Here is a 14,160-nt window from a genome sequence, read left to right as displayed (position 1 = left end):
CAGTAAACACAAAAACCTTCTTCCGGGAACAGACTTGTTCCACGGAAGAAGGTTTTCTTAAAACTGAAATAACTGGCCGGATTGTATTTACGACATCCGGTCTGTTGTTTTTTCGCCCTTTTTTTATTAAGATTATAACATTCTCTCTCTCTAACAAAATACTGTTAACAGACAAATTTTCAAGCAAAAAAATGTCATTCACAATCATTGTATTTTGTATTATATGGAGCATATATTATAAGTATAAAGGTTCTTCTTTTTGGTATTCTTTAAATGAAGTTTCAAAGGAAAAGAATTCTGTATCAAACAAGCAAAATAACCTGTGCATTAAAAGAGAAATTCCGGTCAACACATCCTCGTTGACTAAAAAACACCATTTTTTATTTTATTTTTTACATTCCTGATATAGACAGATCATTCTAAGGTCACTACTACCGGCTTTAAAATATCACCGTACACCTGCATAACCGGCGTTGCTTCATTTGTAAACCGAACAGAAGCAATATACATGTGTCTTGGGTGGATCTTTTCCTGATTGTTATGGGCATGAAATACAATTCTCAACTGCCCTTCTTTATCTTTAAACATAGCACTATGTCCTACACCAACAAGACTGTCCGGCTTTTGAAGAATTGGATTTTTGTCATATTTCGTCCAAGGCCCCATCGGAGAAGTGGCCGTAGCATAACCTACTCCGTAGAAAGGACTTTCGTAACTATTTCCCGAATAAGTCAGATAATATACACCCTCATGTTTGGTAACAAAAGCACCTTCATTGACACGTGGATGTACTTCCTCCCATGATTGAGAAACATTAATACATTTTGTTAAAGTTGGGAGCTTGATAGTTTTAAGATCATCCTCTAATTCAGCCACCCAGATATTAAGTCCGTCGTTAAAGCGGTCGAAATACAAATAAGGCTTGCCATCATCGTCGATAAACAAGGAATTATCTATACATTTTTCATCAGCAATCATCGGTTGTTTCTCATCCTGTACAAAAGGACCAAAAGGAGAATCGGCTACAGCCACACAAATATGTTCGTCAGCCGAGTAATACATGAAAAACTTATTCTTTTCTTTTATATAATATACCTCAGGTGCCCAAAACCAACGTTCACCCCAGGAATCCTTCTGATGCAAAGCCAGTGATCCAGCTTTTTTCCAATGTACCAAATCGGCAGATGTATACACCTCTATACCTTCTTTGGCTTGTGTACCATATGCATAGTAAATGTTTTCATGTAACATAATAAATGGGTCTCCTAGAGAGATTGCCTCTATCTTATCTTGTTTGACATTTCCATTATTTTGGCAAGATGCAAAACCAAAGCTAAACAATGCGGCTATTAGAAAATTGAGTATTTTCATTTTATCAGATCTTTCTTCGTTTTTCAATATTGTTTAATAATTTTCTCTTTGCAGATATCTTTAATTCAGGTAGAAAAAACTATACACAAATTTAGTAAGAGCAAAATATGCCTGAGAACACTTTTAAAATAAAAAGAGTAAAAATCGGTCAACAAAGCCCGTTTGACCGAAAATTATCATACATTGGTTATTTTTTATCACAAATATGCTCGGCCACTTATATTACCGATTCATATATAAAGTAATTTTACTTATCAAAAAATGTTTGCATACATATGAGCATCGTTAAATATATCGTACTATCACTATTTCTCATAACCAATTTATATTTGTACTCCCAGATAGAATCGGATTTTCATTTCAAAAAAATACAAGTTGATGAAGGATTGTCTGAGAATGCGGTTTATTGTATACTACAAGATTCGAAAGGATTTATGTGGTTTGGGACAAAAGACGGGCTGAATCGGTTTGATGGTAATAACTTTCGTGTTTTTCGTCATAGTGAAGAAAAGATAAATTCAATAGGAAATAATTTCATTCGATGCCTCATAGAAGGAAATGACCGGAATCTTTATATTGGCACCGATGCAGGACTATATATAATGGATCCGATGGAAGAAACATTTAAAAAAGTTACCGGAACAACAAATAGTGAAAAAATTTATTTGACATCTGCTATCAATGCCCTCTACCAGGATCAATCCGGTGATATCTGGATAGCATCTATGAATCAGGGCATATTCAAATATAACCCTAAACAAAAGAAACTTTCGAGAATAGAACTTTCAAGATACAATTTGGATAACAATGCCAGCTGGGCGATATATGGAGACTTATCGGGTAATATTTGGGTGGGAACCCGTCTTGGCTTACTTAGATATAACAAGGAAACAAACAAACTAGATCCTATAGAGTCCATGTTTGGTTTCTCTGAAAACTTCTCTTATGAAACCTTATCCATCATGGAAGACAATAAAGGCAACTTGTGGTTGGGCACCTGGTCCAACGGGCTTTGCCTGTACGACAAACAATCGAACAGCCACATATCGTACCTGGGCCGGAACGATATATTTCAGTACGTAACACATATCAGAGCTATTTTCCAATATGATGACAGATCCCTATATATTGGATCGGATGACGGATTGTACCTATTCGATTTGGAGACAAAAAAAGCCAAGAGAGTAGATATGCCCCAACTACAGCATAGCCTCAGCGATCAGAATGTATATTCGATCTATAAGGACAAAGAAAACGGAATATGGATAGGAACCTATTTCGGAGGCGTAAACTATCTGAATCCATCTCAATTGAATATTGAGACTTATTATCCGGACCGTCGTCCCGGAACTTTATCGGGGAAAGCGATCAGTCAGTTTTGTGAAGATCGGTTCGGAAATTTATGGATTGCGACCGAAGACGGAGGCATCAATTATTTCAACTCTGTAACCAAAAGTATCAGCCAGCCAATAACAACATCCTATCACAACACGCATGCATTGCTATTAGATGGAGATAATTTATGGATAGGTACATTTTCGAGAGGCATAGATGTATATAATACCAAAACCAGATCTTTGACTAACTATAATAGTATAAGCGGAAACAAAAATACATTAAATGACAATTGTGTTTTTTCATTATATAAAACCAGTAACGGAGATATTTATGCCGGCACCCCGGTAGGATTAAATAAATATAATAAGACGACCAATAGTTTTACACCTATAGAAGCCATTGACGGTTTTATCTACGACATAAAAGAAGATCATTCCGGAAACTTGTGGCTGGCAACATATGGCAACGGTGCTATAAAGCTGGACATTAAAACAAACAAATGGATATATTATGACGCCATACTAGATAGCAAGAATCCCATCGTAAAAAGTAAGTTGACCAGTGTGTATATAGATAGCCAGAGAAGAATTCTTTTCTCTAGCGAAGGAAAGGGCCTTTTTATTTATGATGCAAAAAAAGACAATTTCACAAATATATCTGAATCCGATGGCTTGCCTAACAACGTCGTTTACGGCATTCTCGATGACCCTTTTGGAAATCTATGGATCAGCTGTAACAAAGGATTAGCTTGTTTCAACCTGTCAGCACCTCAGAATTCAATACTATACAACAAAGAGGATGGACTACAGAGCAATCAGTTTAATTATAAGTCAAGCTACAAGACCAAGAACGGAAAATTCTATTTTGGCGGTATAAACGGTTTTAATTCCTTTTATCCCCAAGACCTCAATGCAAACAAGAATATAGTAGTACCACCTGTAGAGATTACCGGAATAAGCCTATTCAGTAATTCTGATACCGAAATAGAAGACGAGATACAGATCAAATTAAACAAGGGACAAAAAATTACACTTCCATACAATAAGTCATCCTTTACGATATCATACGTAAGCCTGAGTTATGTCACTCAAACAAAAAATCAATATGCATATAAATTAGAAGGTGCAGATACAGATTGGAATTACACAGGGAACAATAAGAGTGTGACATACGTCAATCTGCCTTACGGGAAATATTGCTTCTGGATAAAAGCAACAAATAATGATGGTTTATGGAACGAAACCGGGGCTAAAATAGAAATAGAAATACTACCCCCATTCTGGCTTTCATTACCTGCAAAGGCATTATACTTCATAATACTTATATCTTTAGTATACGTTATTATGTCTTATTATTGGGCGAAAGACAGAAAGAAACGGCAACAACAACTGGAAGCATATAAAACAGAGCAGGAAACTCTGGCCTTCAAGTCGAAAATAGACTTCTTTACAACCATAGCTCATGAGGTAAGAACTCCGCTAAGCCTTATTACAGCGCCATTGGAGGAAGTTATTAATACAAACGAAGATAATAGTGAGACAAAACAAAACCTTCTCATAATAGAAAAAAACTGTAACCGGTTGACCGTTCTTATCAATCAATTGCTCGATTTCAGAAAGATGGACTCAACTGTATATGTTGTAAATCCGGGAGACATAAACCTCAAAGAATTTGTTTATGAACTATACGAACGCTTCAAAAAAACAGCTCAGCGAAAAGAAATAGACTTTATATTAAATTTACCTCAGGATAAAGAAATCAGGATAAATTCCGATGTCGATGCTTTGACAAAAATAATCGGTAACCTACTGACAAATGCATTGAAGTACACCAAGAACCAAATTATATTATCTTTAGCCTGCAACAGTGATAAATCATATATCATAACTGTCGAAGATAACGGAAGAGGAATATCTGACGACCATAAATCGCTGATATTCGATCCGTTTTTCCAAGTACAGACGGACGATCGTAATATAGGGACGGGCCTGGGATTGGCTTTAGTAAAAAATCTGACTGATATTCTGGGGGGAACTATCGATGTAGCCGACAGGAAGGATGGTGGAACGGTATTCATTTTCCAATTTTCCGATATAGAACCATCATTCGACAAAACACCAACTCTATTACCTGATCAATCCATAACTCTTACGACTGAAAACACACCACATACAGAAGTAGGATTTCAATATTCAATCCTGATTGTTGAAGATAATCCCGAGATGGCCTTATTTATAAAGAAGACCTTACTTAGTGAGTACATAGTCGATTCTGCTCCAGATGCCACAGTAGCATTATCTCTACTTGAAGAAAAAAGTTACGATATCATTATTTCAGATATAATGATGCCGGGCATCGATGGAATTTCTTTTACAAAGAAACTGAAATCAGATATTAGCTACAGCCATATTCCTCTAATATTATTATCTGCCAAAACGGAAAATGCAGTAAAGATAGAAGGTTTGCTTTCCGGAGCTGATGTATTTATAGAGAAGCCGTTCTCTACCTCTTACCTCAAGGCTCAAATTCTAAGCCTGCTCGAAAATCGCAAAGCAATGCTGGAAGCGTTCAACCGTTCTCCATTAACGTCATATTCAGTTCTTGTCTCCAACAAAAATGACGAAATATTCCTCAACAAACTAAATGAAGAAATAGAGAAACACATATCGGAAGAAAATTTTTCTGTGGAATCACTGACTGGTATACTCAATATCAGCCGTTCCAACCTGCAACGAAAACTGAAAACAATAAGTGGTGTAACTCCCGGCGATTATCTACGAAACTACCGCCTAAGAAAGGCTTGCAAGTTACTGATTGAAACAGATATGCGAATCAATGAGGTTGCTTATAGCATAGGTTTCAACTCTCCATCTTATTTTACGAAAGTCTTTCAGAAAAATTACAATATGTTACCTAAAGAATTTGTAAATAAACATTTGAATGAAGATAGGGAAAAGATATAATACACTATAATACAAGAAGATAAACTCTACAACCTAATATTATCTAAAAGCCGGATTGCAGGAATACGCCTGATGCTTATCGTAGGAGTATTTTAGCTGATAATTTAACAAAATAAAAGTTAGTATACATATTATTACGAAAATCTACCATTGTGTAATTATTGACTTATCAAAATTAATACTATTTTTGCAACTGTATATTGTAAATAAGACGACCCATTAAATAATTTACCTTTTGGCATTTGTACGAAGAACAAATGCTGCAATACTGTTTCCGTAGCATTTACAATTTAATGTTATACTAATTTAGATTGTCATAATACTGCACGTATGAGCAATAAGGCAAGAGAGAACGTAGCTGACTCTGTACAGAAAAGGTACCGTAGAACTAAAAAAGACATTGAACAATCCTTGTTCGATGCTGCTATTACATCAATAGAAAACATAGGTTTTAACAACCTAACAGTCAAGGCTCTTACCCAGGAAGCCAAAATTGATCCACCTGTATTTTACAACAGGTACAAAGATATGAACGACTTTCTGGAAAAATTTGTTCGTAACTATGACTATTGGCTAAATGATAATATAAATTTCAATCAGGATAATCTTCATCCGGTAGCAAACGCCCACGCGACCATAAATGCGATTACTGAATCGCTATTAAATGATACTTGTATGCAAAGACTAATAGCATGGGAAATAAGTGAAAAAAATTATATCACCCAGCGAACTGCACAAAACAGGGATATTAGCTCTAAGCATATTATGAGTTTTTTTGACGAAAAGTTTAAGAACTGCGACATTAATTTCTCACATGCATCCTCACTTATTATAGGTGGAGTAATATTTCTGATATTACATAGAGAAGCAGGTACATTTAATTCTATAGATTATACCGAACAAAAGAATATTGCAGAGCTAAAATTAAATATAGAAAAAATAATACTCAAAATATTTGATGATTATGAAGAGGAATTACCATCTGCAGATATTCCTCCATCAAAACAACAAGCTGTAAGCATTGCAAAAAAACTAATAAAAAATAATGTCGAATATGATATTATAAAAGCATCGACAGGCTTAAGTGATAATATATTAGAAAAACTTTATAAGAATCATTAGACTATCACTTCCTACACAGAAACCACATATCACAAAACTATGTATGTATCAGTTTAGTCAGCTGTAGAAAATTCAAAAATAAGCTTCCTTCAACAAACTGTATCTTCATCTCCATAAATCCATTAACACAAATGGATAAAAATCTTACATTCTAGAAAAAAAATCCTTTCAACTAAATTCATCTATTGGCTATCGAATAAATAGAATAAAATTATATATAATCAATTATATATATAATACTATCTACAATATTCCAATACTAATATCCATCCTCAAAATATACATTTTAAATAAAAAAATCAAACAACTGTTTTATAACATATTATAACAACAAAATGGTTCTACAGATATCTGTAGATAATATAATATATATACAATTATATATTCACGTAATATTAGAACACAATAGTCACATTTTTTTATATATTTATAAATAAACAAATTAAACACAATTGATGTTAATAGGTAATAAAAAGTATAAGATATTCACAACCTAAAAACTTGTACGATGAGAATAACAATATGCTTACTGTTTTCCATTTCACTTCTTACTTCATGTGTCAGAGAGTCTCTCCCGGAATGCCCTTATCAGTATAGCATACAGCTAGTTGTAAAGGATAAAAATTATCTCAACAATTCGGGAACAGAAGGAAATATTGTTGACGAAAACCTGCCTTTCAATCAGTATATATCTAATATATACTATACATTAGAGAATGTAAAAACAGGCAAAACAGATAAAAAGTCGCCTATAAATAAAATATTAGGTGATGATAAAAACACTAATATAATTCTGGACCATATGCCCGACGGGCAATACCTACTGACTGTATGGGGGAATGTGAACGAATCTATGATAGAAACTCTGTCTCTACATAGTGATAATACAGAAAGTACTGATATATATATATCGGTGCTGCCACATTGAATATCATAAACGGACTAGCACAGGACACTGTTTTAGGAATGGACCGAACAAAGGGCAAGCTATTAGTAAAAATGAACAATCTTCCTGAATCGATTATTAAAATCGATCAAAATATTTCAAATATATACAAATATATAAATGCGCAGCGATTATATCGGGATATGGCCGATGTGAAAAGCACATTTAGGAAAAGCACACAAGTATTAGATAAAATATCTTCATATCTGGCCCCTACGGTTAACGGCGAAACATCAAAATTAACCATCTCTTTTTATACAACAGAAAATTCCTCTCCAACACTGACTCTGCCATCTATAGATCTGGAAATCAACAGAAATGAAATAACAGAAGTCACAGTCAATTATAATTCCACACAAGACGAAATCGAAATATGGGTCTACATTGATAGTGAATGGACCCTTGTAAAAAGACTGAATATAAGTGAAATCGAAATATAAGATCACATACAATTAGTTATTTATTAGGTTTAATTTTTAATTTTTAATTTTTTATTGTTATGAAAAAGACTTTTTTTCTGCTTTTTGCAAGCATCGCTTTTTTTGCTTGCTCTAGTGACGAACAAGCTATAGACAATGGGCAAGACCCCGAAGGCTTAGTGTTTGAAATTGCTGCAAAGACACAGCTTACTACAACAAAAGCCGGAACCCCTGTATATAGCCAGGATGCATCACAAAGTGTTACACGTGTATCTGTTCACGCCTTCAAAAGTAATGGTACAGACTATCTCTATGTAAAAACATACGATATCTCCGACTGGACTGTAGGTTCTACATTCAAACGCTACGCTGTGCCGATCGGGGACAAATTAGACGCCGGCGATTACAAGTTCCTTGCAATAGGACGCGATGCATCAGATTTATACCAGTTGCCAACATTGAGCTCCACCACCAAAATAGAAGATGTAACAGCAACTATCGCAGCATCAGGCGACGAATCCGAAATTTTTGCAGGAATGGTTCAGGCACAAGTATTATCACAAGGTACACGCGTCAGCCTCACTATGACCCGCAAAATAGCTGGTATTTTGGGATACTTCAAAAATGTACCACAGATGCTGGATGGTAAAACAGTAAGATACCTCCGTCTGTCTGCCAGCGCAGGAAATAAAGTCGTAAATCTGGGATCTGGAATCGGTTCTACAGCAGCAACCACCTACAATATTATCAATATTGACCTAAGCACCCAAAGTGTTGCAAATGAAATGTATTCCGGAAACGATTTATCTTCTGCCGGAATTGTCAAATTGCCAAATTCTCAATTAAGCGGAGCATACATGATCCCGGTAAGTGGAGTTACATTAACCCTTGGTTTGTATGATGCCGCCAATGCCGTGATCAAAACATGGTCGGTAAGAGATGGTGCTTCCAGCACATTTAACATTACAGCCAACCACTTCTATTCATTAGGAGTAAAACATAAACCGGGAACCACAACAGGATCAGACCCTGGCGATCCGGGAGATGACGACGATGCTATTGACTTATTACAAGACCAGACTATAACAATCACTATAGATCCAGCTTGGAATACAATACATCCGTTAACAATACAATAAACAATAAATAAATGAGGCTGCCCGAAAGGAACATCTGCTTTTTGGGCAGCCCCATAAAAACGACAAAGCCGTTATGAATAATAATATCTGTTTCAAATATGCAAAATGGCAGTGCTTACTGTGTAGCATTGCAATTTTAATGCTCTCAGGATGCTCTCAGAATGAAATTGCTGAAGAACCAGACCGACAGATAATATCTGTACCTGTCGAAATAACCGGCTTGCAAACTAATAAGGAAAAATCGATAGAGACACAGCCATATACAGTCAATAGAGTATTACTGCTCCCTTTCAAAAAAATAGATGAGAGTATATCTGCCAACAACGAGAGCAATTTTGCACCTGACTATACAGCAGCCAGACAGGTTAATGTAAGCGCTCTGACTTCATATATGACAATGCTGAGCCTGTCAGCCAACTCTACTTATAAAATACTGGTAATAGGATACAACCAGAATGATTATAATTTCAACGACCAAAGCAACGTAAATAACAAATTNTCAGGCACAAGTATTATCACAAGGTACACGCGTCAGCCTCACTATGACCCGCAAAATAGCTGGTATTTTGGGATACTTCAAAAATGTACCACAGATGCTGGATGGTAAAACAGTAAGATACCTCCGTCTGTCTGCCAGCGCAGGAAATAAAGTCGTAAATCTGGGATCTGGAATCGGTTCTACAGCAGCAACCACCTACAATATTATCAATATTGACCTAAGCACCCAAAGTGTTGCAAATGAAATGTATTCCGGAAACGATTTATCTTCTGCCGGAATTGTCAAATTGCCAAATTCTCAATTAAGCGGAGCATACATGATCCCGGTAAGTGGAGTTACATTAACCCTTGGTTTGTATGATGCCGCCAATGCCGTGATCAAAACATGGTCGGTAAGAGATGGTGCTTCCAGCACATTTAACATTACAGCCAACCACTTCTATTCATTAGGAGTAAAACATAAACCGGGAACCACAACAGGATCAGACCCTGGCGATCCGGGAGATGACGACGATGCTATTGACTTATTACAAGACCAGACTATAACAATCACTATAGATCCAGCTTGGAATACAATACATCCGTTAACAATACAATAAACAATAAATAAATGAGGCTGCCCGAAAGGAACATCTGCTTTTTGGGCAGCCCCATAAAAACGACAAAGCCGTTATGAATAATAATATCTGTTTCAAATATGCAAAATGGCAGTGCTTACTGTGTAGCATTGCAATTTTAATGCTCTCAGGATGCTCTCAGAATGAAATTGCTGAAGAACCAGACCGACAGATAATATCTGTACCTGTCGAAATAACCGGCTTGCAAACTAATAAGGAAAAATCGATAGAGACACAGCCATATACAGTCAATAGAGTATTACTGCTCCCTTTCAAAAAAATAGATGAGAGTATATCTGCCAACAACGAGAGCAATTTTGCACCTGACTATACAGCAGCCAGACAGGTTAATGTAAGCGCTCTGACTTCATATATGACAATGCTGAGCCTGTCAGCCAACTCTACTTATAAAATACTGGTAATAGGATACAACCAGAATGATTATAATTTCAACGACCAAAGCAACGTAAATAACAAATTCAGCATAGGATCTGTAAACAACCCTACCCTATTGAACAATATACAATTACTTACAAAATCAGCGGCCTCTGTGCCTGAATTTTTCATTGCAACATGTCAATCCTACAACAACACAAACATTATCGGAGAATACTTTAAGCCCTCGCAGATAAAAACATTAAAAGGCAACTTAACTCGCCTCGTAAGCGGCCTTAACATAGAAATAACAAATATCCCTACCTATGTTACTTCTATCACTTTAGTTGCAGAAAAGCTAGTAAAGGGTATACAGCCTGTCAGCACTATCGCAACCGTTGTCCAATTGGCTAGCGATGCAGACAACCTTAAAACATTTTCGACACAAATCCCGGCTTCGGCAAAGGTGAGTTTCAATCACTACCTTCTACCGACACTGGATCTAAATAAAACTAAACTTTATCTGGATGTGAAATATGGCGTTTTCACAGAGAGATATATTATTAAAGTACCCGATACAAGCGGAGTATCGTCCGGAAATAGCATCATATTTTCACCTAATCATGTTGTAAAAATATCCGGAAATTACTCGAACATAAATATCGGGTTTGTTCTTAGCTATAGCATAAATCTGGACGATAACAACTGGGACGGCATACAATAACCCGAATAAAATAAAGTAGCATATGAAAACAAATATATTACTATACAGTATATTAACATTGATTCTTCTGGTAAGCTGCGATAACAGGGAAACGGATGACTTAATAGATATAGATAAAAAAGAAACCCCAACATCAAACAGTAAGGTTCCTGAAGGCCATTTTGTAGTCAACTTCGTAACATCAACCTTTGATATACAAACAAAAGCTGCAGTAAGCGGTCCCGACGGAAGGGTGCAACACATCCGATATATAATTTACAAATCGACTGGAGAATATGTAAAAGAAAAAATAGTATTATCACCGGCACAGGGCATCCCAACATGGCCTCTTGCCGTAGTAAGGGACACTTTACCTAAAGGAAATTATTCCGTTGTATTTTTGGGCAATATAGAGAAAACATTATTCCCATATTCGACAAGTAGCTCTTCGCAGAACTATGCAGAGGTGCTGACCAACTATAAGGGTAGCTATAGCGATGCACGCATCATACTGCCGCCAGCCGAATTCACGGACAGAACAGAATACTACTGGGCTAATGTGGCTTTTTCGGATACCAATCCAAATCCAAATATATTATTGCAACGTATCATCGGAGCAGCTAAACTAGAGCGTGTATTTCTCGATGGTCAGGATGCATTGAATCAGTTAGTGAACAATATAGTAACCCAAATAGGTTACAAAAATATAATACGAACAACTGTACAAGGGGCATTGCCCGGGCTATTGCGAGCCGTTATTGGCCCCATACTAGGTAACGCTGTAGCTGGTCTGGCTGCCTATGTAGATAGTCTGGTAAATGTCGAGTAGGTCGGGGGCATTACTGCCCCTTTCCCCTCTAAGAACCGTACGTGAGAGTTTCCCCTCATACGGCTCAAGCAATTCAAAATTTCTATTATGAAACCGGCTCATTTCTTCTATTTTTAAGTAATACACTTCTGCGACAACTATCATGTACTAGAGTTCTTTTGATATGGTTTTCTATGGTTTGTTCCATGATACTCCATTCTTTCTCTCTGTTTATTAAATTCTCGCAAATTGGACAAATACGGTTTTGTTTTTCCCAGATATATAGGAGTGACCTTCTGCCTTTAAGGGTGTTGAGCATCTGATAAGTTTCTCTTTTATCAAAATATTCAGCCCACTCTGAGTCATATGGATTAGCCTCTGATCTAATCTTCACATAGGATTCTGTTTTTGTATTGGTTAGTCGCTTTAACGAGAAGTACTCACCATTCTTTTTACGACTATCACTTACTGAAAAAGTCCAGCTTCTACCATTTACCCTATGATAGTATTTATTGGCAACCCAATATTTTCCTTTAGCATTATGTCGTCTTTTCGACCACCTCCATAGTTTTCTGAAAATTTCAAAATCTGCTCTACCGAATATTTCTGATGCTATACTATATTTATAATAGTTAGCCCAACCTATAAGCATCGGGTTTAAAAGTCTTATAATTGTCTCTTGTTTCGCCATTTTATTTGTTTCAATAATATGTCGAACCTTATCCAAAAAGACTTTTACCTTTTCTTTTGATGGTCTCACAAGCATTGTTCCGTTATACTTTCTGAAGTTGAATCCAAGAAAATCAAAACCATCATCAATATGAGTAATCTTCGTTTTCTCTTCAGATAGGGTAAGTCCCCTTACTGCGAGAAACTCTTTTAATAATGGCATGATTTCAGATTCCAATACACTTCTGTCTTCGCTTGTTATGATGAAGTCATCAGCATATCGAACAAGATTGACCTTTGGGTGATATTTTTTATTCCTTTCACCTTTGATTCTTCTTGCTTTATACTTCTGTGCAAGTAGTTCTTGTAGACCATCTAAGGTCATATTAGCAAGTGTTGGAGATATGATACCACCTTGTGGCGTACCCTCGTCTGTCGGGAACAACATTTTATTAAAGACAAATCCTGCTTTTAACCATTTCTTTAGCATAACCTTATCCATTGGGATATTTTCCAGAAGCCATTCATGGCTGATATGGTCAAAACAACCTTTTATATCTCCTTCCAATATCCACTTAGGACAATAATCTTTTGCCAAATCAATAAAACATTGTTTCATAGCATCCTGCGTGCTTCTTCCTTTGCGGAAACCATACGAATGGTTATCAGCAGTTGTTTCAGCCACAGGGTCTAATGCCATGAGATATAATGCTTGCATTGCTCTGTCTTTCATTGTTGGAATTCCTAACGGGCGTAGTTTTCCATTACTCTTTTTAATATGTACTCTTCTTAATGGTTGCGGAGAATATCCCCGTCTTTTCAATTCAGTAATCGCATTTGCCTTGGCTATTGGGGTATTCAAAATTTTACCATCTACCCCAGCCGTAGCTTTTCCTTTATTAGAAGACACTCTTTTTACAGCCAATGCTTTAGCATAAAAAGAGTGAGTAAGCACCCACTGTAAGGCTTTCACCTTATTGTGTTTACTTTCCTTTTGAGCCTTTACAATACGTGCTTGTAGCTTCTTAACCTCACGTTCACACTTATTCCATTCAATGGATTCCCATGCGATTGATTTTGTTCGGTCAGTTGATGCACACGATGTTTTACTTTCGTTCATTTGCTTTTCTACTTTAAAAAGTTCTAAAAGTTTCTTGTAAAGAATTACCTTATGTAGAAGTCTGCCCACTTT

The 14,160-nt window shown here is 36.2% G+C and carries 9 protein-coding genes and 2 pseudogenes; 8 read left to right on the top strand and 3 right to left on the bottom strand.

What is annotated here, in order from left to right; all coding sequences use genetic code 11:
• Window positions 1-414: 414 nt before the first annotated feature.
• The gene (locus tag QZL88_RS15750) at window positions 415-1,371 is read right to left on the bottom strand and encodes a glycoside hydrolase family 43 protein (protein WP_296942664.1); all 957 of its coding nucleotides are present in this window, start codon (window positions 1,369-1,371) and stop codon (window positions 415-417) included.
• Window positions 1,372-1,646: 275 nt separating this feature from the next.
• On the opposite strand from QZL88_RS15750, the gene QZL88_RS15745 reads away from it, so the two are divergent.
• The 8 genes and pseudogenes from QZL88_RS15745 to QZL88_RS15710 all read left to right on the top strand — a co-directional run bounded on the left by QZL88_RS15745 (window position 1,647) and on the right by QZL88_RS15710 (window position 12,320).
• Window positions 1,647-5,672, top strand: coding sequence for a hybrid sensor histidine kinase/response regulator transcription factor (locus QZL88_RS15745; protein WP_296942662.1), 4,026 nt, complete (start codon window positions 1,647-1,649; stop codon window positions 5,670-5,672).
• 330 nt (window positions 5,673-6,002) lie between these two features.
• Complete coding sequence (locus QZL88_RS15740; protein WP_296942660.1) at window positions 6,003-6,794, top strand: TetR/AcrR family transcriptional regulator; 792 nt, start codon at window positions 6,003-6,005, stop codon at window positions 6,792-6,794.
• Between the two features lie 508 nt (window positions 6,795-7,302).
• Window positions 7,303-7,722: a hypothetical protein gene (locus QZL88_RS15735; protein ID WP_296942658.1), complete on the top strand. Its 420-nt coding sequence runs from the start codon at window positions 7,303-7,305 to the stop codon at window positions 7,720-7,722.
• Between the two features lie 38 nt (window positions 7,723-7,760).
• Window positions 7,761-8,180 carry a hypothetical protein gene (locus QZL88_RS15730; RefSeq protein ID WP_296942656.1) on the top strand — a complete coding sequence of 140 codons (420 nt, stop codon included), beginning with the start codon at window positions 7,761-7,763 and terminating at the stop codon, window positions 8,178-8,180.
• Window positions 8,181-8,239: 59 nt separating this feature from the next.
• Window positions 8,240-9,298: a FimB/Mfa2 family fimbrial subunit gene (locus tag QZL88_RS15725; protein ID WP_296942653.1), complete on the top strand. Its 1,059-nt coding sequence runs from the start codon at window positions 8,240-8,242 to the stop codon at window positions 9,296-9,298.
• A 503-nt stretch (window positions 9,299-9,801) separates the two neighbouring features.
• Window positions 9,802-10,395: pseudogene (locus QZL88_RS15720) on the top strand (hypothetical protein); the annotation flags it as partial.
• A 73-nt stretch (window positions 10,396-10,468) separates the two neighbouring features.
• A complete protein-coding gene (locus QZL88_RS15715) occupies window positions 10,469-11,512 on the top strand; it encodes a hypothetical protein (protein ID WP_296942651.1) in 1,044 nt (347 codons plus the stop codon).
• Window positions 11,513-11,534: 22 nt separating this feature from the next.
• Entirely contained in the window at window positions 11,535-12,320 is a 786-nt protein-coding gene (locus tag QZL88_RS15710) for a hypothetical protein (protein WP_296942649.1), read from the top strand.
• On the opposite strand, the pseudogene QZL88_RS15705 reads toward QZL88_RS15710, so the two are convergent.
• Window positions 12,303-12,422: pseudogene (locus tag QZL88_RS15705) on the bottom strand (conjugal transfer protein TraI); the annotation flags it as partial. The gene QZL88_RS15710 and the pseudogene QZL88_RS15705 sit on opposite strands and share 18 nt — an antisense overlap.
• Window positions 12,406-14,088 carry a group II intron reverse transcriptase/maturase gene (gene ltrA, locus QZL88_RS15700; protein WP_296937713.1) on the bottom strand — a complete coding sequence of 561 codons (1,683 nt, stop codon included), beginning with the start codon at window positions 14,086-14,088 and terminating at the stop codon, window positions 12,406-12,408. The gene ltrA and the pseudogene QZL88_RS15705, both read right to left, overlap by 17 nt.
• Between the last annotated feature and the right edge of the window lie 72 nt (window positions 14,089-14,160).

Source organism: uncultured Dysgonomonas sp. (assembly GCF_900079725.1).
Taxonomy (GTDB): Bacteria; Bacteroidota; Bacteroidia; order Bacteroidales; family Dysgonomonadaceae; genus Dysgonomonas.
The sequence above is the reverse complement of the archived record's forward strand: the minus strand, read 5'-3'. Positions and strand labels throughout refer to the sequence as shown.

What these genes read in the sequence shown, in the direction of transcription:
- QZL88_RS15750 (WP_296942664.1), bottom strand. Translation starts at nt 1,371, where the DNA reads ATGAAAATACTCAATTTTCTAATAGCCGCATTGTTTAGCTTTGGTTTT.
- QZL88_RS15745 (WP_296942662.1), top strand. Translation starts at nt 1,647, where the DNA reads ATGAGCATCGTTAAATATATCGTACTATCACTATTTCTCATAACCAAT.
- QZL88_RS15740 (WP_296942660.1), top strand. Translation starts at nt 6,003, where the DNA reads ATGAGCAATAAGGCAAGAGAGAACGTAGCTGACTCTGTACAGAAAAGG.
- QZL88_RS15735 (WP_296942658.1), top strand. Translation starts at nt 7,303, where the DNA reads ATGAGAATAACAATATGCTTACTGTTTTCCATTTCACTTCTTACTTCA.
- QZL88_RS15730 (WP_296942656.1), top strand. Translation starts at nt 7,761, where the DNA reads ATGGACCGAACAAAGGGCAAGCTATTAGTAAAAATGAACAATCTTCCT.
- QZL88_RS15725 (WP_296942653.1), top strand. Translation starts at nt 8,240, where the DNA reads ATGAAAAAGACTTTTTTTCTGCTTTTTGCAAGCATCGCTTTTTTTGCT.
- QZL88_RS15715 (WP_296942651.1), top strand. Translation starts at nt 10,469, where the DNA reads ATGAATAATAATATCTGTTTCAAATATGCAAAATGGCAGTGCTTACTG.
- QZL88_RS15710 (WP_296942649.1), top strand. Translation starts at nt 11,535, where the DNA reads ATGAAAACAAATATATTACTATACAGTATATTAACATTGATTCTTCTG.
- ltrA (WP_296937713.1), bottom strand. Translation starts at nt 14,088, where the DNA reads ATGAACGAAAGTAAAACATCGTGTGCATCAACTGACCGAACAAAATCA.